The sequence below is a fragment of the Pseudomonas sp. PF05 genome (assembly GCF_056521845.1).
The window spans coordinates 375,297-397,588 of record NZ_JBWLPW010000001.1; the positions used below are offsets into that span (position 1 = coordinate 375,297).

Sequence of the window (22,292 nt, forward strand, 5' to 3'; positions counted from 1 at the left end):
ATAGTTTTGCTTCCACCTGTTTGCGATTCCACAGGCTTTGCTCAGAACCGACATTGCGCGACAATGCCGGCCAGCTTCAGGAGTAGAACATGAGTGAAATGAACGACACGCCGGTCGACGGCACGCTGGATGCCACGGGTCTCAATTGCCCGGAACCGGTGATGATGCTGCACCAGCACATCCGCGACCTGGTCCCTGGTGGGCTGCTGAAAGTGATCGCCACCGACCCCTCGACTCGCCGCGACATCCCCAAGTTTTGCGTGTTCCTGGACCACGAACTGGTGGCCCAGCAGGAGGAAGCGGGCACTTACCTCTACTGGATCCGCAAGAAACTCGCTTAACCCGTCGAACGGCTGAGGCGGATCTGCTTGCGCGCGCTGCGTGCCAGGCGGATCGACAGCATCAGCGCCGCGCAGCTCAAGCCTACGATCAGGCCTTGCCACAACCCGCTCGGGCCGCTGGCGGCACCGAGCCTGTCGGTCAGGCCCAGGGCGTAACCCACCGGCAGGCCGATGCCCCAATAGGCGAACAGGGTCAGGATCATCGTCACCCGAGTGTCCTGGAAGCCGCGCAACGCGCCTGCCGCCGTGACCTGGATCGCGTCGGAAAACTGGAACAGCGCCGCGTAGACGATCAGCATCGAAGCCACGTCGATCACCACCGGATCGGCGGTATAGATCGCCGCGATAGGCCCGCGCAGTGCGAACATCAGGCTCGCCGACAGGCAGGCGTACGCCAGGGCCGTGCCCATGCCCACCCCAGCAGCGAAGCGCGCTTCGCGCGGCTGGCGACGGCCCAGGGCCTGGCCGACTCGCACCGTGACGGCCATGCCCAGGGAGTAGGGGATCATGAACACCAGGGAGCTGAAGTTCAGGGCGATCTGGTGCCCGGCCACCACCGTGGCGCCGAGGCTGCCGATCAGCAGCGCGATCACCGCGAAAATACTCGACTCGGCGAACACCGCAATGCCAATCGGCAAGCCGATGCCCAGCAGGCGTTTGATGACCGCCCATTGCGGCCAGTCGAAACGGCTGAACAACCGACTCGACTGATAGGCCGGCGCCCACCGGGCCCAACCGGCCATGCCCAGGGCCATGACCCACATCACGATGGCCGTGGCCCAGCCACAACCAACGCCGCCCATGGCGGGCACGCCCAGGTGCCCATAGATGAAGATGTAATTGAGCGGAATGTTCAGCGCCAGCCCGCACAACCCCAACACCATCGCCGGCCGCGTGCGCCCCAGGCCGTCGCTGAAGCAGCGCAGTACGTGATACAGCGCCACGGCCGGCAGGCCCGTGCCGATGCCCCGCAGGTATTCCATGCATGGGCCGATCAGTTCGGGGTCCACATTCATGATGTGCAGGATCGGCTCGGCGCTGAGCAGCGCCAGCGTCGCGATCAACCCCACCACCAATGCCAGCCACAGCGCCTGGCGCACCAGCGGCCCGATTTCGTCGAACGTACCGGCGCCGAAGCGCTGGGCAACTTTCGGCGTGGTTGCCAGCAATGTGCCGGTCATCAACAGGAACACCGGCACCCAGATCGAGTTGCCCAGGGCCACGGCCGCCAGGTCCCGTGGGCCGACCCGGCCGGCCATCACTGCATCGACGAACCCCATGGCAGTGGTTGCCAGTTGCGCCACCATGATCGGCAACGCCAGGGCCAGCAGGGTCCTGAGTTCCAGGCGAACCCGTGCCGGGCGGGAGAGGGTGGTGGTGGGGGCGTCGATGACAGGATTCACAGGGCAAGCGTCCGAAAAGGTTAAGCGCAAGGCGGCGAATTCTACGCCTTGACGCAGTGGTCAGGAAAAAACCTGTGTTGTGGATTTGTAATCGTTCTTTCGCCTGTGGGAGCAAGGCTTGCCCGCGATGAAGATGACGCGGTCTCCTTGGGAACCGAGGCGCCTGCATCGCGAGCAAGCTTTGCTCCCACATAAATCCCCTCGCCACAACATTCGCTTCGGGTAATGCACAGGCCCAACGGAACGCCTACACTGCCCCTCCCGCCAAAGGAGCTCTGCCATGCTGATCGTCGCTGACGAAAACATCCCCCTGCTTGATGCGTTTTTCCAAGGTTTTGGTGAAATCCGCCGGGTACCGGGCCGGGGGATCGACCGGACGATGGTTGAGCAAGCCGATGTGCTGTTGGTGCGTTCGGTCAGCCAAGTCAATCGGGCCCTGCTGGAAGGCAGCAAGGTGCGCTTCGTCGGCACCTGCACCATCGGCACCGATCACCTGGACCTGGACTATCTTGCCGAGGCCGGTATCCGCTGGGCCAGTGCGCCAGGCTGCAATGCCCGTGGCGTGGTGGACTATGTACTGGGCAGCCTGATGACCCTGGCTGAAATCGAAGGCGCGGACCTCAAGCAGCGCACCTTCGGCGTGGTCGGTGCCGGCCAGGTGGGCGGGCGGTTGATCGAGGTGCTCAAGGGGCTGGGCTGGACCGTGAAAGTCTGCGATCCGCCGCGTCAGGCCGCCGAGGGGGGCGACTATGTGAGCCTGGAGCAGATCATCGAGCAGTGCGATGTGATCAGCCTGCACACACCGTTGACCCGCGACGGCGAGCAACCGACCTGGCACCTGTTCGACGAAGCGCGTCTGAACCAGCTCAAGCCCGGGACCTGGCTGATCAATGCGGCCCGCGGCCCGGTGATCGACAATGCCGCGCTACGCGAAGTGTTGCTGGAGCGCGAAGACCTGCAAGCGGTGCTGGATGTCTGGGAGCAGGAGCCCACCGTGGATGTGGACCTGGCCGACTTGTGCGTGATTGCCACACCGCACATTGCCGGTTACAGCCTCGATGGCCGCCAGCGTGGCACTGCCCAGATCTACCAGGCCTTGTGCGCTTTCCTGGAGCGACCGGTTGAAGTCAGCCTCAGCGACCTGCTGCCTCGGCCCTGGCTGGGTGGCATCACCCTGGACGCCGGAACCGACCCGGCATGGGCGTTGGCGGCGCTGTGTCGGAGCGTGTACGACCCCCGTGGCGACGACGCGAACTTTCGCCGCAGCCTGGTGGGCACGGTCGGCGAACAACGCAGCGCGTTCGATGCCTTGCGCAAGCATTATCCACCACGGCGGGAAATCGACAGCTTGAAGGTTTGTATCGACGGGCAGTCGGCGGTCTTGCAACAGATCGTGACGGCGCTGGGTGCCACTGCCATCTAGCGCGGAGCGCTATTGTGGCGAGGGAGCTTGCTCCCGCCCGGCTGCGCAGCAGTCGTCGCTTTTTGGAAACTGGGGTTGCTTCGCAACCCAGCGGGAGCAAGCTCCCTCGCCACAAAAGCCTGGCCCAAAACCTGCAAAATCAACAGGCATAAAAAACCCGACATCAAGGTCGGGTCCAATCGAGACGGGCTGTATCACTGTTGTTCGGCAGGCTTGACCAGTCGTTTTTCCAGCTCGCTGCAGGATTTGCGGATCATGTCTTCGGTGATCGGTACTTCGCGCCCTTGGGCATCGATGAACGAGCAGCCCAGGGACTGGTCCGGTTGCGTGCGGATTACTTGAATCTTGTCGTCGCTGCTGTGTTGCAAGGACATGGCCTGTCTCCTCATCAGGTTGTGTGCCTACTTTAATGTCGCCAGGTGACCGAGCCATGACACTCCTTGTAGGTTCATGGCGACATCTCCACTCAATCAGAAACACAGTTGCGTTTCCAGCCGGACTTTAGACCGATAACATCTAGCCACTAGTCGTAGTGGTCATATTTAACCTGACTCATTCTGATTCAATTTGGTTCCGCTACGCTTTGGCGTCGCTGGCCGGCCTTTTTCCTGCTGCATTATCGGATGCCCTTGATGCTTTCTTCCCGACATCGCCGTGCCATACGCCTGGCCAGTGGCTTCATCGCCCCTTACCGCAAACAGGTCGCCGGCGCCTTGCTGGCTCTGATTGTCACTGCCGGTATTACCTTGTCCATGGGCCAAGGCATCCGGTTGCTGGTGGACCAGGGCTTCATGACCCGCTCGCCGCATCTGCTCAATCAATCCATCGGCCTGTTCATGGTGCTGGTGGTCGGGTTGGCGATCGGGACGTTTTCACGTTTTTACCTGGTGTCCTGGATCGGCGAGCGGGTGGTGGCCGATATCCGGCGGCAGGTCTTCAACCACCTGGTGTACTTGCACCCCGGCTTCTACGAAAACAACCGCAGTTCGGAAATCCAGTCGCGGCTGACCGCCGATACGACCTTGCTGCAATCGGTGATCGGTTCGTCGCTGTCGTTGTTTTTGCGCAACGCCTTGATGGTGGTCGGCGGCATCGTGTTGCTATTCATCACCAACCCCAAGCTGACCAGCATCGTGGTGATTGCCCTGCCGCTGGTATTGGCGCCGATCCTGGTCTTTGGTCGTCGGGTGCGCAGTTTGTCGCGCCAGAGCCAGGACCGCATTGCCGATGTCGGCAGCTACGTCTCCGAAACCCTCGGCCAGATCAAGACCGTGCAGGCCTACAACCATCAGGTCCAGGATGAACAACGTTTTTCCGTGACCGTGGAGCAGGCCTTCGACACCGCCCGCAAGCGCATCGCCCAGCGTGCCTGGCTGATCACCCTGGTGATCGTGCTGGTGCTGGGCGCGGTGGGGGTGATGCTCTGGGTCGGGGGCATGGACGTCATCGCCGGGCGGATTTCCGGCGGTGAGCTGGCAGCGTTCGTGTTCTACAGCCTGATCGTCGGCAGCGCCTTCGGCACGCTGAGCGAGGTGATCGGCGAGCTGCAACGGGCGGCGGGTGCGGCAGAGCGCATTGCCGAGTTGCTGCGTTCGCAGAACATCATCCAGCCGCCGGCTTCAGGCCTTGTCACCTTGCCGGAGCGAGTCCGGGGCGATTTGCGCCTCGAAGGCGTGCGTTTTTCCTATCCCTCCCGACCGGACAGTTATGCGGTCGACGGCCTCGACCTGACCATCAAGGCCGGCGAGACCCTGGCCCTGGTCGGGCCTTCCGGTGCAGGCAAGTCGACGGTGTATGACCTGCTGCTGCGCTTCTACGATCCGGTGCAAGGGCAGATCCTGATCGACGATGTGCCGTTGACTCGACTCGATCCGCTGGACCTGCGCCGCCACTTCGCCCTGGTTTCACAAAACCCGGCGCTGTTTTTCGGCACGGTCGAAGAGAACATCCGCTACGGCAACCCGCAAGCGACGTCCGAGCAGGTGCGTGAGGCCGCGCAGATCGCCCACGCCCACGACTTCATCGAAAAAATGCCCGACGGCTACCAGACCCACCTGGGCGACGGCGGCCTGGGCCTGTCCGGCGGGCAGCGCCAGCGCCTGGCCATCGCTCGGGCGTTGCTGGTGGACGCTCCGATCCTGCTGCTGGATGAGGCCACCAGCGCCCTCGATGCGCAAAGCGAACACCTGATCCAGCAGGCCCTGCCCAGCCTGATGAAAAACCGCACGACCCTGGTCATCGCCCACCGTTTGGCCACGGTGAAAAACGCCGACCGGATCGCGGTGATGGACCAGGGCAAAGTGGTTGCCGTGGGCACTCACCAGGAGCTGGTTGCCAGCAATGCGCTGTATGCGCGGTTGGCGGCGTTGCAGTTCAATGTGGGGCTGGAGGCGGCAACCGACTAGGTATGGCGTCCACATGAATCCCCTGTCGGAGCGAGTAACCGACCAAAAAATGCCCACATCTTTCGATGTGGGCATTTCTTTTCTTCTCAGCAACAGCTTGCGCTAATAATCACTGATCATCGAAATACCGCTCATGCCAATCCACCAGCGGTTGCGGCGAGTTGAGTTTCTGACCGTAGATCACCGAGTACGACAACACGTTCTGCACGTATTGGCGGGTTTCGTCGAATGGGATGCTTTCGACCCAGACATCGAAGCTCAAGTGGTCGGCGCCGCGCAGCCACTGGCGCACGCGACCGGGGCCGGCGTTGTAGGCCGCCGAGGCCAGGACGCGGTTGCCGTTGAACTGGCTGTGAACCTGGCTCAGGTAGGCCGCGCCTAACTGGATGTTCTTGTCCGGGTTCAGCACTTGCCGTGGTGAGGCCAGGGGAATGCTGAACTTGCGTGCGGTTTCCTTGGCGGTGCCAGGCATCAATTGCATCAGGCCGGTGGCGCCGACCCCGGAGCGGGCGTCGTCCATGAAGGCGCTTTCCTGGCGAGTGATTGCGAACACCCAGCTCGAATGCAGGCCACGGACCTTGGCCTCGCGCACCAGGGTTTCGCGGTGGGCCATGGGGAAGCGGATGTCCAGGTCGTCCCAGTATTTGGCCTGGCTGATGGTGCGAATGGCCGGGAAATACCACTTCAGGTCATAGGCCAGTTTGGCTTGGGCGACCATTTCGTCCCGGTTGAAATGACGACTGACGTGATACCACTCGCGGCGTCCGTCGACGATGTCTCCGCGGGCGTGGAACTCCAGGGCCCGACGTATGCCCGGCGTATTGCGAACCTTGTTGATCAGCGCCTGGCTCATTACCAGTGGCTTGTTGATCAGAGAGTACGGCGACTGGGAACGGTCGGCGGCCAGGAAGCCATAGAAATCCCGTTCCCGGGCCAGATGCTTGTAGAGCTCCAGCGCCTCGGGGTTCTGCGGCTGTGCCAGCTCCAGCGTGCGGGCCTGCCAATATCGCCAACGGTTGGTGCTGGCCAGCGACTCGGGCAGGCGGCGGGTCAGTTTGTAGGCATCGTCCCAGCGAGCCAGGCGCAGCAGCAGGCGCAAGCGCCACTCCGAAACGGTGTCATCGCGCAGTTCCGGGTCGTATTTCGTCATCACGCCCAAGGCCCGGCTGTCAAAGCGCTTGGCCAGGGTCAGGCCGATTTCCCGGGCGATCGCCACTTTTTCATCCCGGGAAAAGTGCATGGTGCTGGCATAGCCGTCCAGCAGCGCCATGGCTTTTTCCGGATCCTGGCGGGCCAGGCGACGCAGGCCGAGGCTGACGATATCGGCCATCGGCTCATCGGCCGGGCTGAAGCGCGAAGGCTGGTTGAGCAGATCGGGCTTTTGCGCCACGTCCACCAGCAACTTGCCACGGGGGGCGAGGGTGGTCAGGCCGCTGACCAGGCTGTTGGCCAGCGGGAAGTTGCGGGCCTGGGCCGCCAGTTTTACGCGCGCCCAGCGTTTCTGTTCGGTCAATTGGCCCTGGGAGGCCCATAGGCCGAACAGCGCATCGCACGCCTGGGGCTGGGATTTGGCGGAGAGCCACAACTTTTCGGTGTTGGCATAGCCTTCGGCCTTCAAGCCATGGCTGAGCTGGTACTGGGCGTTAAGGCAGTCCAGTTCGGTGAAATTGAGCTTGGGGTCGTAATACTTGACGAAGGTCTCCCAATCGCCGCGTTCGCTCAGCCAACGCAGCCAGCGCAACTTCATCCAGTTGGCCTGGGGCAGGTCGCCATGTTCGGCGAGGAACTTCTCGATTTCGGCGTTGCTGGCGCTCTTGAGGCGGGCGGTCAGCTCGTCATAGGCCAGGTACGGCTCCAGCGGATAATCGCGCAGGGCCTGGCTATAGCGAAAGTAGGGACCGGAATCACCTTTGGCCAAGGCGCGCTTGGCCTCGTCGTAATATTGGCGTTGAGTGGAGATATCCACCGCCTGCGCGGATTGAACGGCAGTGGCACATACAAAAAGACACGATAAAACACTGAAAAGGCGACTGCGCATGAGACATCCGGGCATAAAAAAACATGACAAGCCCAAGGGGTAACCCAGGGTAACTGTCTGTAGCTTAGCCTTTTGCCAGCAGCTGGCGAAAGCTTTGCGGGTCCGTCGGTGCAAGTTCGCAACATTTGTCATGCAGAGTGCTTCGGTGGCGAAATTGGCGGACCCCTGAGGCGTCATCTCAGGTAGAATGCGCGCCCGGTTTTTGGAGAAGCTCATGACCCTGCTCAAATTCAGCGATGTGTCCCTTGCTTTCGGCGCGATGCCGTTGTTGGACAAGGTGTCCTGGCAGATCGCCCGTGGTGAGCGGGTGTGCATCATCGGCCGCAACGGCACTGGCAAGTCCAGCATGATGAAGCTGGTCAAGGGCGATCAGAAGCCCGATGACGGCTCGGTCTGGCGCGCGCCAGGCCTGAAAATCGGCGAATTACCCCAGGAACTGCCGGTGGCCGACGAGCGGACTGTGTTCGACGTGGTCGCCGAAGGCCTGGACGGTGTCGGCGCGCTGTTGGCCGAGTACCACCACCTGAGCCAGAACATCGTCACCGATGCCGATCTGGACAAGTTGATGCACGTGCAGCACGACCTTGAAGCCCGAGACGGCTGGCGTCTGCAGCAATTGGTCGACAGCACCCTGAGCCGCCTGCAACTGCCGGCCGACAAGACCCTGGCCGAGTTGTCCGGCGGCTGGCGTCGCCGCGTCCTGCTGGCCCAGGCCCTGGTCTCCGAGCCGGACCTGCTGCTGCTCGACGAACCGACCAACCACCTGGACATCGGCGCCATTGCCTGGCTTGAAGAAGCCTTGAAGGACTTCCAGGGGGCGGTGCTGTTCATCACCCACGACCGTTCCTTCCTGCAAAACCTGGCGACCCGCATCCTTGAACTGGACCGTGGCGGCCTGATCGACTGGAACGGCGACTACGCCAGCTTCCTGGTGCACAAGGAAGCGGCGCTGGCGGCGGAAGAAACCGCTAACGCGTTGTTCGATAAGAAACTGGCCCAGGAAGAAGTCTGGATTCGCCAGGGTATCAAGGCGCGTCGCACCCGCAATGAAGGCCGTGTGCGGGCGCTCAAGGCCTTGCGCATGGAACGCAGTGAGCGTCGCGAGCGCACCGGCAAGGCCAACATTCAGTTGGATACCGCTGACAAGTCCGGCAAACAGGTGATGGTCCTTGAGAACGTGAGTTTCGCGCACCCGGGCGGCCCGTTCCTGATCAAGGACTTTTCCATGGTCCTGCAACGTGGCGATCGCATCGGCCTGCTGGGTGCCAACGGCACTGGCAAGACCACCTTGCTCAAGCTGATGCTCGGCGGCCTGGTGCCGACCAATGGCAAGGTGGAGGAGGGCACGAAGATCGACGTCGCCTACTTTGACCAGTTGCGCCATCAGTTGGACCTGGAAAAGACCGTGATCGATAACGTGGCCGAAGGTCGCGATTTCATCGACATCGACGGTCAGAGTCGCCATGTGCTGAGCTACCTCGGTGATTTCCTGTTCAGCCCCCAGCGTGCCCGTACGCCGGTCAAGGCGCTGTCGGGGGGCGAGCGCGCCCGTCTGTTGCTGGCCAAGTTGTTCAGCAAGCCGGCGAACCTGCTGGTGCTCGACGAACCGACCAACGACCTGGACGTGGAAACCCTGGAGTTGCTGGAGGAGGTGTTGCTGACCTTCAACGGTACTGTGCTGATGGTCAGTCACGACCGGGCATTCCTCGACAACGTGGTCACCAGCACGCTGGTGTTCGAAGGCGAAGGCCTGGTGCGTGAATACGTCGGTGGTTATCAGGACTGGCTGCGCCAGGGCGGCTCACCGCGTCTGCTGGGAGTAACCGAGAGCAAGTCCGGCAAGGCCGACCTGAATTCGGCCGTGGTCAAGGCCGAGCCGGCCCCGGTAGCTGCCGCAGCGGCCCCGGCACCGGCCAAGAAGAAACTCAGCTACAAGCTGCAGCGTGAGCTGGAGGCGCTGCCGGGTGATATCGACGCGAAGGAACAGCAGATCGCCGCGGTGCAAGCGCAGATGGCTGAGGCCGGCTTCTACCAGCGACCTGCTGCCGAAACCGCCAAGGTCATCGCGCAGCTGGAGCAGTTGCAGGCCGAGCTGGACGCACTGCTCGAGCGCTGGGCTGAACTGGACGCTTGATTCATTGAGGTAAGAAATCCTGGCGCTCAGCGATGAGCGCCGGGATTTTTATTTGAAACGCTATTCCCCTGTAGGGGTGAGCCTGTGGGAGCAAAGCCTGCTCGCGATGAACGATAACGCGGTCATTCGACAGACCGAGATGCCTTCATCGCGAGCAAGCTTTGCTCCCACAGGTTCAGGGGTCATGTGCGCTTGATCAGGTGCACCGCCAGCACGTCGCAGGGCGCGCCATGCAGCACGTCGTTGGCGGTCGAGCCCAACAACAGCGCCAGGCCGTGGCGACCATGGCTGCCGACCACAATCAGGTCGCAACCCTGTTCCTTGGCCAGGTGATGGATCTCCTGGCGCGGCTGGCCGTAGGTCAGGTGGCTGAATTCCTTTTTCAGGGCAGGGTATTTCACGATCAGTCGGTCAAGGCGTTCCTTGGCTTGGTCGAATTGCTGCTGCTGCAACTGGGAAAGGTCCATGGGGACGTCGCCACCGAAGGCCATGGCCATCGGTTCGACGATATGCACCAGCGAAAGCTTGGTGTCCCGGCCTTCACAAAGGGCGAGGGCGCGCTTGACGACCGGATCGCATTCTTCAGTGAGGTCGACGGCGACCAGAATGTGTTCGTAGTACATGGGAAGCACTCCAGAGAATTGCAATACGGTAAGTATGGCTGGTTTCAAGCGCATTGACGGCGACATGGCTCAATGGGCTCATCAGAATTCGGGAGTACGAATATGACGGTCTGGATAGTGGTGTCAATCCTGTTGGTGGTGTTAAGCCCCTTGGCATGGTTGCGTCCGTCCCGTGTTCAGAGCGGTCGCATGGCCCTGCGCATGGAGGCACGACGCCTGGGCCTGGCCATGCAGCTGGCGCCGCAGGAGTGGCCGCACTGGCTCGGCCAGCAGCCGCCAAACCCTTGCGCGCAGTACCACCGGCCCCGGCGCGGCAAGGAACCGGCGGCCTGGAGCTATTGGCAGACCGCGCCGGGCGTGTGGGTCAACCAATGGCGGGAAGTCTGCCAGGATGAGGCGCTGCTCAATCATTTCGAAAAATTGCCGGCCAACGTCTATAAGGTCGAAGCCGACCGGCAAATGATCGCCTTGTACTGGGGCGAGAAGGGCGAAGCCACTGTTTTGCAGGACATTGCCAGCACGCTCAAGGCGCTGGCCTGAGCGAATTTAGCTGCGTAGGAGCTGTCGAGCGGAGCGAGGCTGCGATCTTTACCCGGGCCATTGAGTCTCACGCGAAAGATCGCAGCCTTCGGCAGCTCCTACAGGCATAAAAAAGCCCGACAGTCTCATCGGGCGGGTTGGCCAGGCAGGCCGGTAATCAAACGCGTACCAGGGCGTGCGTTCGTAACGCCCTTCACTCCCAAATGTTCAATCGCGCTCCCGACAGCGTAGTCGGCTGGATCCGGTATGTCTGGAATTAGGGCGATTTTTCTAATTATTGATCCTATGAATAGCTGCTCATGCGGCGCCGTGTTGCGGATCCGTATGGTACGGAAATGACCGTGAAGTCGCGTTCACGCCTGTGTTTAGGGCGATTGACAATTGTCGGAAATTCCGTGAAGGTGACGTACCCAAATCAAACGGGCGTATGAATTGAGCGTTTGTATTTTCAGAATGCTCCTACAGACCCCGACTATCGCGTTGACGGGTGTGCCTGGCGGATTGGCGTAGCATCGACGGTAAACGTCAATGCCCAACCAGTGGTCAGCGTTCAACGTGTACTGTTCAGCTTCCATATCGTGGAGATCAGTTGATGATTTACGAAGGTAAAGCCATCACGGTTAAGGCTCTTGAAAGTGACATCGTCGAATTGAAATTCGACCTCAAGGGTGAGTCCGTCAACAAGTTCAACCGTCTAACCCTGAATGAATTGCGTCAGGCCGTGGACACTATCAAGGCAGATGCTTCGATCAAGGGTGTGATCGTCAGCAGCGGCAAGGACGTGTTCATCGTCGGTGCCGACATCACCGAATTCGTCGACAACTTCAAGCTGCCCGATGCCGAACTGATCGCTGGCAACCTCGAAGCCAACCGTATTTTCAGCGACTTCGAAGACCTCAACGTACCGACCGTCGTGGCCATCAACGGCATCGCCCTGGGTGGCGGCCTGGAGATGTGCCTGGCGGCGGATTACCGCGTCATGTCCACCACGGCCAAGATCGGCCTGCCGGAAGTCAAGCTGGGCATCTACCCAGGCTTCGGCGGAACCGTGCGCCTGCCGCGCCTGATCGGTGCCGACAACGCCATCGAGTGGATTGCCGCCGGCAAGGAAAACCGTGCTGAAGATGCGCTGAAAGTGGGTGCAGTGGATGCCGTGGTCGAACCTGGCAAGCTCCAGGAAGCGGCCCTTGAAACCCTCAAGCGCGCCATCAGCGGTGAGTTCGACTACAAGGCCAAGCGTCAGCCGAAGCTGGAAAAACTCAAACTCAACGCCATCGAACAAATGATGGCCTTCGAAACCGCCAAGGGTTTCGTGGCCGGCCAGGCAGGCCCGAACTACCCGGCGCCGGTCGAAGCGATCAAGACCATCCAGAAAGCCGCGAATTTCGGTCGCGACAAGGCCCTGGAAGTCGAGGCTGCTGGCTTCGTCAAGCTGGCCAAGACCTCGGCTGCGCAAAGCCTGATCGGTCTGTTCCTCAATGACCAGGAACTGAAGAAAAAGGCCAAGGCCTACGACGAAATCGCCAGTGACGTGAAGCAGGCTGCGGTACTCGGTGCTGGCATCATGGGGGGTGGTATCGCCTACCAGTCGGCGTCCAAAGGTACGCCGATCCTGATGAAGGACATCAACGAACACGGGATCGAGCAGGGCCTGGCCGAAGCCGCCAAGCTGCTGGTCGGCCGTGTCGACAAAGGTCGCATGAGCGCTGCGAAGATGGCCGAAGTGCTCAACGGCATTCGTCCGACCCTGTCCTACGGCGATTTCGGCCATGTCGACCTGGTGGTCGAAGCCGTTGTCGAGAACCCGAAGGTCAAGCAGGCGGTACTGGCTGAAGTCGAAGACCAGGTCAAAGAGGACACCATCCTGGCCTCGAACACCTCGACCATCTCCATTTCGCTGCTGGCCAAGGCCCTCAAGCGTCCGGAGAACTTCGTCGGCATGCACTTCTTCAACCCGGTGCACATGATGCCGCTGGTGGAAGTGATCCGTGGCGAGAAGTCCAGCGAACATGCCGTTGCCACCACCGTGGCCTACGCCAAGAAAATGGGCAAGAACCCGATCGTCGTCAACGACTGCCCGGGCTTTTTGGTCAACCGCGTGCTGTTCCCGTACTTCGGCGGTTTCGCCAAGCTGGTCAGCGCCGGTGTGGACTTCGTGCGCATCGACAAGATCATGGAAAAATTCGGCTGGCCGATGGGCCCGGCGTACCTGATGGACGTCGTCGGCATCGACACCGGCCACCACGGTCGCGACGTCATGGCCGAAGGCTTTCCGGACCGCATGAAGGACGATCGCCGTTCGGCTGTCGATGTGCTCTACGAAGCCAAGCGCCTGGGCCAGAAGAACGGCAAGGGCTTCTATGCCTACGAGACAGACAAGCGCGGCAAGCAGAAGAAAGTCGCCGATTCGTCGGTGCTGGAAGTGCTCAAGCCGATCGTCTACGAGCAGCGCGAAGTCACCGACGAGGACATCATCAACTGGATGATGATCCCGCTGTGCCTCGAAACCGTGCGTTGCCTGGAAGACGGCATTGTCGAAACCGCCGCCGAAGCCGACATGGGTCTGGTCTACGGTATCGGTTTCCCTCCATTCCGTGGCGGTGCGCTGCGCTACATCGATTCGATCGGTGTGGCTGAGTTCGTTGCCCTGGCTGACCAGTACGCTGATCTGGGCGCGCTGTACCACCCGACCGCGAAGCTGCGTGAAATGGCCAAGAACGGCCAGAGCTTCTTCGGTTAAGCGCCCAACGACTAGAGCGAGAGAACATTTATGAGCTTGAATCCTAGAGACGTCGTGATTGTCGACTTCGGTCGTACGCCGATGGGCCGCTCCAAGGGCGGCATGCACCGCAACACCCGCGCCGAAGACATGTCGGCGCACCTGATCAGCAAGCTGCTGGAGCGTAACGTCAAGGTCGACCCCAACGAAGTCGAAGACGTGATCTGGGGCTGTGTGAACCAGACCCTGGAGCAGGGTTGGAACATCGCCCGCATGGCCTCGCTGATGACCCAGATCCCTCACACGGCGGCGGGCCAGACCGTCAGCCGCCTGTGCGGTTCGTCCATGAGCGCGCTGCACACCGCCGCCCAGGCGATCATGACCGGCAACGGTGACGTATTCGTCGTCGGTGGTGTCGAGCACATGGGCCACGTGAGCATGATGCATGGCGTCGATCCGAACCCGCACATGTCGCTGTACGCGGCAAAAGCCTCGGGCATGATGGGCCTGACTGCGGAAATGCTTGGCAAAATGCACGGCATCACCCGCGAACAGCAGGACGCCTTTGGCGTGCGCTCCCACCAGCTCGCCCACAAGGCGACCGTGGAAGGCAAGTTCAAGGATGAGATCATCCCGATGCAGGGCTACGACGAGAACGGCTTCCTGAAGCTGTTCGACTACGACGAAACCATTCGTCCGGAAACTACCCTGGAAAGCCTGGCGGCCCTCAAGCCGGCATTCAATCCGAAGGGCGGCACCGTGACAGCCGGTACCTCGTCGCAGATCACCGACGGTGCCTCGTGCATGATCGTGATGTCGGCCCAGCGTGCCCAGGACCTGGGTATCCAGCCGATGGCGGTGATTCGTTCGATGGCTGTGGCGGGTGTGGACCCGGCGATCATGGGCTATGGTCCAGTACCGGCCACGCAGAAAGCCTTGAAGCGTGCAGGCCTGGGTATTGCCGATATCGACTTCTTCGAACTCAACGAAGCTTTCGCCGCACAGGCCCTGCCAGTGCTGAAAGATTTGAAAGTGCTCGACAAGATGAACGAGAAGGTTAACCTGCACGGCGGCGCGATCGCCTTGGGTCACCCATTCGGTTGCTCCGGTGCGCGTATTTCCGGCACGCTGCTCAACGTCATGAAGCAGAATGGCGGCACCTTCGGTGTGTCCACCATGTGCATTGGCCTCGGCCAGGGCATCGCCACTGTCTTCGAACGCGTCTAAGCGTCGCGTTGATGGAAGCCGGGGCCAAGTGCCCCGGTTTTTGTTTTTTCGGGTTTAGTAAAAAAAAGATTTTGTTTTTATTTTGAAAAAATTTGAGTGAGTGCCAAGCATGCCGATACAACCTGGGCTCTACCAACATTACAAAGGTCCGCAGTACCGCGTATTCAGTGTCGCGCGGCATTCCGAGACCGAGGAAGAAGTGGTCTTCTATCAAGCCCTGTATGGCGATTACGGCTTTTGGGTGCGTCCCTTGAGCATGTTCGAGGAGTCCGTTGAGGTTGACGGCGAACAGGTGCCACGCTTTGCTTTGGTGCAGGCCGAGGAGAGCATTTTTTCCAAGCCTTGAGGCCGGTATGTGGGCAACCCTGCGCTTGACCTCACCTTGCAGCCACTATATATAGCGGTGCCGCGTCAGGCGCCAACCGCCTTTCACTTTTTAGAATTCAGGAATTTTCTGATCCATGGGCAAATCGCTGGTCATTGTGGAATCCCCGGCTAAGGCCAAGACCATCAACAAGTATCTGGGCAACCAATACGTGGTGAAGTCGAGTATCGGCCATATCCGAGACCTGCCCACCAGCGGTTCGGCTAGCGCCAGCAAGGAGCCAGCCGCCAAGCGCGGCAAGGCTGCTGCCGGTGAAGGCCCGGCGCTGTCGCCGAAAGAAAAGGCGCGCAAGCAGCTGGTCTCACGCATGGGGGTCGATCCGGAGCACGGCTGGAAAGCCAAGTACGAGATCCTCCCGGGCAAGGAAAAGGTCATCGAGGAGCTGCGCCGGCTCGCCAAGGATGCCGACACCATCTATCTCGCGACGGACTTGGACCGCGAAGGGGAAGCCATTGCCTGGCACCTGCGCGAAGCCATTGGTGGGGATGACAGCCGCTACAAGCGCGTGGTGTTCAACGAAATTACCAAGAAGGCCATCCAGGAAGCCTTCTCCCAGCCGGGCGAGCTGGATATCGATCGGGTCAACGCCCAGCAGGCGCGTCGCTTCCTCGACCGCGTGGTGGGCTACATGGTCTCGCCACTGCTGTGGGCCAAGATCGCCCGCGGCCTGTCGGCCGGCCGCGTGCAGTCGGTCGCGGTGAAGCTGGTGGTGGAACGCGAGCGGGAAATCCGTGCGTTCATCCCTGAAGAGTATTGGGAAGTCCACGCCGACCTCGGCACTGCCAAGGGCGCGACTGTGCGCTTCGACGTGGCCCGCGAGAAGGGTGAAGCCTTCAAGCCGCTCAACGAAGCCCAGGCCATGGCGGCGCTGGAGAAGCTCAAGGCTTCCAGCTACAGCATCGTCAAGCGCGAAGACAAGCCGACCAGCAGCAAACCGTCGGCGCCGTTCATCACCTCCACGCTGCAACAGGCCGCGAGCAATCGCCTGGGCTTCGGCGTGAAGAAAACCATGATGATGGCCCAGCGCCTGTACGAAGCCGGCTACATCACTTATATGCGTACCGACTCGACCAACCTTTCGGCCGATGCCGTGGCGATGGCGCGCACTTATATAGAAAGTGAGTTCGGCAAGAAGTACCTGCCGGACACGCCGAACGTCTACAGCAGCAAGGAAGGCGCGCAGGAGGCGCACGAAGCGATTCGTCCGTCCGATGCCAATACCGAGCCAAGCAAGCTGTCGGGCATGGAACGCGATGCCGAGCGTCTCTACGAGCTGATCTGGCGCCAGTTCCTGGCCTGCCAGATGCTGCCGGCACAATACCTGTCGACTACGGTCAGCGTCGGTGCCGGCGACTTCGAGCTGCGCGCCAAGGGCCGTATCCTGAAGTTCGACGGCTACACCCGCGTCATGCCGCAAATCACCAAGCCTGGGGATGACGACGTCCTGCCGGACATGGCCCAGGGCGACGTGATGAAGCTGATCAAGCTTGATCCGACACAGCATTTCACCAAGCCACCGGCTCGTTACTCCGAAGCCAGCCTGGTCAAGGAAATGGAAAAGCGCGGCATCGGTCGTCCTTCGACCTACGCAGCGATCATCTCCACCATCCAGGACCGCGGCTATGTGGCGCTGCACAACCGTCGCTTCTATTCGGAAAAGATGGGTGACATCGTTACCGAGCGTTTGTCCGAAAGCTTCTCGAACCTGATGGACTACGGCTTCACCGCCGGTATGGAAGAGAACCTCGACGATGTGGCCCAGGGCGAGCGCGACTGGAAAAACGTTCTCGACGAGTTCTACGGCGACTTCAAGAAAAAGCTCGAAGTGGCCGAAAGCCCTGACAGCGGCATGCGCGCCAACCAGCCAGTCATGACCGACATCCCATGCCTGACCTGCGGGCGTCCGATGCAAATCCGTACCGCCTCGACCGGCGTGTTCCTCGGGTGCTCGGGCTATAGCTTGCCACCCAAGGAGCGCTGCAAGGCGACCGTCAACCTGGTGCCGGGCGACGAAATCGCCGCGGACGACGAGGGCGAATCGGAATCCCTGGTGCTGCGCGGCAAGCATCGTTGCCCGATCTGCAGCACGGCGATGGATGCCTACCTGCTGGATGAAAAGCGCAAGCTGCACATCTGCGGTAACAACCCGGACTGTGCCGGCTACGAGATCGAAGAGGGCACTTATCGCATCAAGGGCTACGAAGGCCCGAGCCTGGAGTGCGACAAGTGTGGCAGCGAGATGCAGCTCAAGACCGGTCGTTTCGGCAAGTTCTTCGGTTGCACCAACCCGACCTGCAAGAACACCCGCAAGCTGCTCAAGAGCGGTGACGCGGCGCCGCCGAAGATGGACCCGGTGAAGATGCCTGAGCTCAAGTGCGAGAAGGTCAACGACACCTACATCCTGCGCGACGGCGCCTCCGGCCTGTTCCTGGCAGCCAGCCAGTTCCCGAAAAACCGTGAGACCCGTGCGCCGTTGGTGATGGAAATCGTGCCGCACAAGGACGAAATCGATCCGAAGTACCATTTCCTTTGCGAGGCGCCGCAGAAAGACCCGGATGGACGTCCGGCGGTCATTCGCTACAGCCGCAAGACCAAGGAGCAGTACGTGCAGACCGAAGTTGACGGCAAGCCGACCGGCTGGAAAGCCTACTACGACGGCGGTAAGTGGACGGTTGAAGACAAGCGCTGATTGATGGCGCCTGTTTGACGATCCGGGGCTAACGAGGCTCCTCAGCCTGATAGCCTCGAATGTACAAAAAGGCCGCATGACAACCCACAGGTTTTCATGCGGCCTTTTTGTTTTTGGCTTGCAGTGGCCTCGGTTGATCCATGACACTGTCACACTTGCGTGAAGCTTTCATTTCGTTGGGGAGATGCCGCCATGGCCCACGAACTCTATACCCGCACCAATCAGAAAATCTATTTCGCCGGTCTGTCGCTTGAAGCACTTACCAGGGCCGAGGATGGACGTGCGATGAATTCCCCGGCGTTGCTCCAGGCAGGACGCGAATCCGCGCTGTTTCACCTGTACGGTGCATTGTTGGGGTTGTGCCATGAAATCGCCGGTTTCTATCGCCTGCCACAAGCGAATGCGCCGCGGGCCGAGCTGTTGTTGACCCGTGAAGTGCTGGAAACCATCGCTATCCCGGAATTGGCCGAAATGGTCGAATTGGCGCACAACCCGGAAACCTGGCTGGCGAAGCTATTGGCGGCCCATGCGGCGCTGTTCGAGCCGCCGCGGGCCCCGCGCAAGCCCAAGGGGGACGTGACCCAGCCGTTGATCGTGGCGGTCAATCTGGACGAGCAAGAGCCCGAGCAGGAGTTGAGCCGGGAGGAGCTGGAGAGCTGGCGCCAGAACCTCAAGAGCCTGGCGATACGCTTTCGTGAAGGGTTGAACGAGTGCTGAGTTTTCCCTCGGCCCGTTACATTCGTTGATAACGCTTGGTCAAGATCCCGAGCGGAGCCTGGCCGATGACTATATAATCCTCGCCTTTCGTGGAGAACAGACTTTTATGCCTACGTCCTTTCTAGAAATTGTCGAACTTCCTGATGGCCGCATCGAGCTGCGCAGGGCTGAGGACGAGGGTTCTCTGGTTACCCTGAACTTCTCCGAAGATGCCAAGGTATTCCTGCAGGGCCAGCACGTCGAAGTCGCCAAGGCGATGCTGAGCGTGGGCGTCCAGATGGCAGGTCGCCTCGTTGAAGGCGAATTCAACAAGGAAGAGGGGCCGCGGGTCCTTCATTGATCCCGCCTGTCGGCTTTTTTGGATAGTGTGACTGGTCGGCTTCTCTGTCTTGGAGAAGCCCCGCGTTTGTCTTAGCCCAATCGAATATTCAGGCTTTGTGCGTCCCCGGTACGGGCGGCGCTGATCAACTGTTGCCGTGCGGTCGCGGTTAGCGGGTTGAGCCAGCTGACCACGGTGTGGCTGCGGCCCAGGCGCAAGGCCTCGCAGGTCAACTGTTGGGCGCTTTGGGCGCCCCGTGGTTGCAACAACAGGATGCGTTCGCGGTTCAGGCCGGCATCCCGCAGCCAGGCCTGGGTGACGCTGGCCGGTGGTGCGATCAGCGTCAGCCAGCGAGCATCCTGGTCCTGGCTGAGTTCTCGCAGAATCGGCGCCAGCAGGTTCAGGCAGTTTCCGGCCGCACCACGTAACGACAGTTCGCTGAAAGCCTCGGGCTCGACGCCCCAGGGCGACTCGATGACCTCTTTCAGGACTGGAGCCAGCGGTTGGGCCATGAATGCCTCGAACAGCGGAAGTTGTGTGTGTTGTGGTGTGTGAGGGAACTGCATAAAGCCTCCTTTAGCGGCGAATGACGCCGACACTCAAGCCTTCGATGACCAGGTCCTGATCTTTCAGGTTCACTTCGATGGGCGCGAACTCCGGGTTTTCGGCGATGAGCCAGACCTTGCTGCCGTCGCGCTTGAAGCGCTTGACGGTCACCTCGTCGCCGATTCGCGCCACCACGATCTGGCCATTGCGGGCTTCGCGGGTGGTGTGCACGGCCAGGAGGTCACCGTCGAAGATGCCGATGTCCTTCATGCTCATGCCGTGTACACGAAGCAGGTAATCGGCCCGAGGATGGAAGAACGAAGGGTTGATGTTGCAGGATTCCTCGACATGCTGCTGGGCCAGGATCGGTGCGCCTGCCGCTACCCGGCCGATGATCGGCAGGGTGGTTTCGTCGGCCTTGGCTTCGAAGCCGGGAATACGAATGCCACGGGATGCGCCCGGAGTCATTTCGATCGCGCCCTTGCGCGCCAGCGCCTTGAGGTGTTCTTCAGCCGCGTTGGGCGACTTGAAACCCAGTTCCTGGGCGATTTCCGCACGGGTCGGCGGGTAGCCGTTGTCTTCGAGGCAGCGTTTGATGAAGGCCAGAATCTCTGCTTGGCGTGGCGTCAGCTTTAGCATATTGATCGCTCTGTCTTTTTATACAGTGACTGGGATTATATACAGTGGACGCCGCTTGGCAATCCTCCTTTTTTCATCGGCCGCTGGACGGTCGGTCGGGCTGTTGGATACGACATGGCTACCACCCGTGAAAAGGTGTGGTTAAATACGTGACCGGGCGTTCGCAAAACGCCCCGGCAGGCTTGACAACCCCTAGGCTGAAACGTATGTTTCAAACAAGTGTTTGTCAGGCGGAGTAACCATGGCCCAGTCGGAAACCGTTGAACGCATTCTCGATGCTGCCGAGCAGTTGTTCGCGGAAAAAGGTTTCGCTGAAACCTCGTTGCGTCTGATCACCAGCAAGGCCGGGGTGAACCTGGCGGCGGTGAACTATCACTTCGGCTCGAAAAAGGCCCTGATCCAGGCGGTATTCTCGCGGTTCCTCGGGCCTTTCTGCCTCAGCCTCGATCGCGAGCTGGAACGGCGCCAGGCCAAGCCTGACGTCAAGCCGACCCTGGAAGAGCTGCTGGAAATCCTGGTCGAGCAAGCCCTTGTCGTGCAACCGCGCAGCGGCAACGACCTGTCCATTTTCATGCGCCTGTTGGGCCTTGCCTTCAGCCAGAGCCAGGGCCACCTGCGACGTTATCTGGAAGACATGTACGGCAAGGTTTTCCGTCGCTACATGCTGCTGGTCAATGAGGCCGCACCGCGTATTCCACCCATCGAGCTGTTCTGGCGGGTGCACTTCATGCTCGGCGCCGCGGCGTTCAGCATGTCCGGTATCAAGGCGCTGCGCGCCATTGCTGAAACCGATTTTGGCGTGAACACGTCCATCGAGCAGGTGATGCGCCTGATGGTGCCGTTCCTGGCAGCGGGCATGCGTGCCGAAAGTGGCGTCACCGATGAAGCCATGGCTGCCGCGCAACTGCGTCCGCGCAGTAAATCAACGCCGGCGCTGGCCAAGGCGTAAGTGCACGGGTGGGCGCGGCGGCCTACATCCGCTAAGCTAGCCGCCCATGCCGACTCTCGTTTCGAACCCGTTCCATTTTTCATTGCATGACCGCAACCTGCCGGGCCTTGGGCCCAGCGGTGTGGTCGTGCCTGTGTTACCGCACGGGTTCATCATTATCAAGGAAATGCTATGACTGCTGGCCTGCAAGGCTCGTTGATGGTGGACGTCGCCGGTACCTGGCTGACGGCCGAAGATCGCCACCTGTTGCGCCAGCCTGAAGTAGGCGGCCTGATCATCTTTGCCCGCAATATCGAGCATCCACGTCAGGTGCGCGAGTTGAGCGCATCGATCCGCGCCATCCGCCCCGACCTTTTATTGGCGGTGGATCAGGAAGGTGGTCGTGTTCAGCGGCTGCGCCAGGGTTTTGTGCGGCTGCCGGCGATGCGGGCGATAGCCGATAACCCGAATGCCGAATACCTGGCCGAGCAGTGTGGCTGGATCATGGCTACCGAAGTGCTGGCGGTCGGCCTCGACTTGAGTTTTGCCCCGGTGCTGGACCTCGATTACCAGCGCAGCGCCGTCGTCGGCAGTCGTTCCTTCGAAGGCGATCCCGAGCGCGCTGCGTTATTGGCCGGTGCCTTCATCCGCGGCATGAGCGCCGCCGGGATGGCCGCCACTGGCAAGCATTTCCCGGGGCATGGCTGGGCCGAGGCCGATTCCCACGTGGCGATTCCGAACGATGAGCGCAGCCTCGAGCAGATTCGCGCCAATGACCTGGTGCCGTTCGCCAGGCTGAGCAAGCAACTGGCCGCCGTCATGCCGGCCCATGTCATCTACCCGCAGGTCGACGCCAATCCAGCCGGGTTTTCCCGCCGCTGGCTGCAGGACATCCTGCGCGGCGAGTTGCAATTTGAGGGTGTGATCTTCAGTGATGACCTGTCGATGGCCGGTGCTCATGTGGTCGGTGATGCCGCCAGTCGTATCGAAGCGGCGTTGACGGCGGGTTGCGACATGGGCCTGGTGTGCAATGATCGCGCGGCTGCAGAGTTGGCCTTGAGCGCTGCCCAGCGCCTGAAGGTCAAGCCTTCGGCACGGATCGCCCGCATGCGTGGCCGGGCCTTTGCCTCCACCGAGTATCGCCAGGACCCTCGCTGGTTGGCGGCGCTTGGCGCGCTGAGGGCTGCCCAGCTGGTTGATTAGCATCTTTTGAAGG

General features: G+C 61.0%; 19 protein-coding genes. 13 read left to right on the forward strand and 6 right to left on the reverse strand.

The features are described 5' to 3' along the window. Window positions 1-89 precede the first annotated feature (89 nt). Window positions 90-341, forward strand: a complete 252-nt coding sequence (gene tusA / locus AC09SL_RS01625) for a sulfurtransferase TusA (protein ID WP_014339369.1) — start codon at window positions 90-92, stop codon at window positions 339-341. Here tusA and AC09SL_RS01630 read toward each other — a convergent pair. Continuing rightward, window positions 338-1,744 (reverse strand): MATE family efflux transporter, encoded by a 1,407-nt coding sequence (locus AC09SL_RS01630; protein ID WP_058544623.1) that lies wholly within the window; start codon window positions 1,742-1,744, stop codon window positions 338-340. The two genes, tusA and AC09SL_RS01630, sit on opposite strands and share 4 nt — an antisense overlap. Window positions 1,745-2,024: 280 nt before the next feature. Between AC09SL_RS01630 and pdxB the strand changes: the two genes are divergently transcribed. Beyond that, complete coding sequence (gene pdxB, locus AC09SL_RS01635) at window positions 2,025-3,167, forward strand: 4-phosphoerythronate dehydrogenase PdxB (RefSeq protein WP_058544624.1); 1,143 nt, start codon at window positions 2,025-2,027, stop codon at window positions 3,165-3,167. A gap of 194 nt (window positions 3,168-3,361) precedes the next feature. Here the strand turns inward: pdxB and AC09SL_RS01640 are convergent, their stop codons facing one another. Further along, window positions 3,362-3,541 carry a PA1571 family protein gene (locus AC09SL_RS01640; RefSeq protein WP_058544625.1) on the reverse strand — a complete coding sequence of 60 codons (180 nt, stop codon included), beginning with the start codon at window positions 3,539-3,541 and terminating at the stop codon, window positions 3,362-3,364. A gap of 249 nt (window positions 3,542-3,790) precedes the next feature. Between AC09SL_RS01640 and AC09SL_RS01645 the strand changes: the two genes are divergently transcribed. Further along, window positions 3,791-5,572, forward strand: a complete 1,782-nt coding sequence (locus AC09SL_RS01645; RefSeq protein ID WP_165826041.1) for an ABC transporter transmembrane domain-containing protein — start codon at window positions 3,791-3,793, stop codon at window positions 5,570-5,572. Between the two features lie 109 nt (window positions 5,573-5,681). On the opposite strand, the gene AC09SL_RS01650 is transcribed toward AC09SL_RS01645, so the two are convergent. Then, window positions 5,682-7,610 (reverse strand): transglycosylase SLT domain-containing protein, encoded by a 1,929-nt coding sequence (locus tag AC09SL_RS01650; protein WP_058544627.1) that lies wholly within the window; start codon window positions 7,608-7,610, stop codon window positions 5,682-5,684. A gap of 214 nt (window positions 7,611-7,824) precedes the next feature. Between AC09SL_RS01650 and AC09SL_RS01655 the strand changes: the two genes are divergently transcribed. Then, the gene (locus AC09SL_RS01655) at window positions 7,825-9,744 is read left to right on the forward strand and encodes an ATP-binding cassette domain-containing protein (protein ID WP_058544628.1); all 1,920 of its coding nucleotides are present in this window, start codon (window positions 7,825-7,827) and stop codon (window positions 9,742-9,744) included. A gap of 182 nt (window positions 9,745-9,926) precedes the next feature. Here the strand turns inward: AC09SL_RS01655 and AC09SL_RS01660 are convergent, their stop codons facing one another. After that, window positions 9,927-10,367 (reverse strand): universal stress protein, encoded by a 441-nt coding sequence (locus AC09SL_RS01660; protein ID WP_058544629.1) that lies wholly within the window; start codon window positions 10,365-10,367, stop codon window positions 9,927-9,929. 102 nt (window positions 10,368-10,469) lie between these two features. Between AC09SL_RS01660 and AC09SL_RS01665 the strand changes: the two genes are divergently transcribed. From AC09SL_RS01665 to AC09SL_RS01695, 7 genes are all read left to right on the forward strand, one after another. Then, window positions 10,470-10,907, forward strand: coding sequence for a hypothetical protein (locus AC09SL_RS01665; protein WP_058544630.1), 438 nt, complete (start codon window positions 10,470-10,472; stop codon window positions 10,905-10,907). 592 nt (window positions 10,908-11,499) lie between these two features. After that, the gene (fadB, locus tag AC09SL_RS01670; protein WP_058544631.1) at window positions 11,500-13,647 is read left to right on the forward strand and encodes a fatty acid oxidation complex subunit alpha FadB; all 2,148 of its coding nucleotides are present in this window, start codon (window positions 11,500-11,502) and stop codon (window positions 13,645-13,647) included. Between the two features lie 30 nt (window positions 13,648-13,677). Further along, complete coding sequence (gene fadA / locus AC09SL_RS01675; protein WP_024618393.1) at window positions 13,678-14,853, forward strand: acetyl-CoA C-acyltransferase FadA; 1,176 nt, start codon at window positions 13,678-13,680, stop codon at window positions 14,851-14,853. Window positions 14,854-14,962: 109 nt separating this feature from the next. Further along, window positions 14,963-15,199, forward strand: a complete 237-nt coding sequence (locus AC09SL_RS01680; RefSeq protein WP_058544632.1) for a DUF1653 domain-containing protein — start codon at window positions 14,963-14,965, stop codon at window positions 15,197-15,199. A gap of 115 nt (window positions 15,200-15,314) precedes the next feature. Next, window positions 15,315-17,927: a type I DNA topoisomerase gene (gene topA / locus AC09SL_RS01685; RefSeq protein WP_058544633.1), complete on the forward strand. Its 2,613-nt coding sequence runs from the start codon at window positions 15,315-15,317 to the stop codon at window positions 17,925-17,927. A 192-nt stretch (window positions 17,928-18,119) separates the two neighbouring features. Beyond that, window positions 18,120-18,644: a DUF6586 family protein gene (locus AC09SL_RS01690; RefSeq protein WP_014339359.1), complete on the forward strand. Its 525-nt coding sequence runs from the start codon at window positions 18,120-18,122 to the stop codon at window positions 18,642-18,644. Between the two features lie 106 nt (window positions 18,645-18,750). Beyond that, on the forward strand, window positions 18,751-18,984 hold the full coding sequence (locus AC09SL_RS01695) for a hypothetical protein (RefSeq protein WP_003183419.1): 234 nt from the start codon (window positions 18,751-18,753) through the stop codon (window positions 18,982-18,984). Between the two features lie 71 nt (window positions 18,985-19,055). Here AC09SL_RS01695 and sulA read toward each other — a convergent pair whose 3' ends face one another. Together sulA and lexA are read right to left on the reverse strand one after the other, a co-directional pair. Continuing rightward, window positions 19,056-19,529 (reverse strand): SOS-induced cell division inhibitor SulA, encoded by a 474-nt coding sequence (sulA, locus tag AC09SL_RS01700; RefSeq protein WP_058544635.1) that lies wholly within the window; start codon window positions 19,527-19,529, stop codon window positions 19,056-19,058. A gap of 10 nt (window positions 19,530-19,539) precedes the next feature. Next, window positions 19,540-20,148: a transcriptional repressor LexA gene (gene lexA, locus AC09SL_RS01705; protein WP_003199651.1), complete on the reverse strand. Its 609-nt coding sequence runs from the start codon at window positions 20,146-20,148 to the stop codon at window positions 19,540-19,542. A gap of 241 nt (window positions 20,149-20,389) precedes the next feature. Here lexA and AC09SL_RS01710 point away from each other — a divergent pair, with 241 nt between their 5' ends. Together AC09SL_RS01710 and nagZ are read left to right on the forward strand one after the other, a co-directional pair. Next, window positions 20,390-21,097 carry a TetR/AcrR family transcriptional regulator gene (locus AC09SL_RS01710; protein WP_013692622.1) on the forward strand — a complete coding sequence of 236 codons (708 nt, stop codon included), beginning with the start codon at window positions 20,390-20,392 and terminating at the stop codon, window positions 21,095-21,097. 183 nt (window positions 21,098-21,280) lie between these two features. Then, a complete protein-coding gene (nagZ, locus tag AC09SL_RS01715; protein WP_175359753.1) occupies window positions 21,281-22,279 on the forward strand; it encodes a beta-N-acetylhexosaminidase in 999 nt (332 codons plus the stop codon). The last annotated feature ends 13 nt before the right edge of the window (window positions 22,280-22,292 follow it).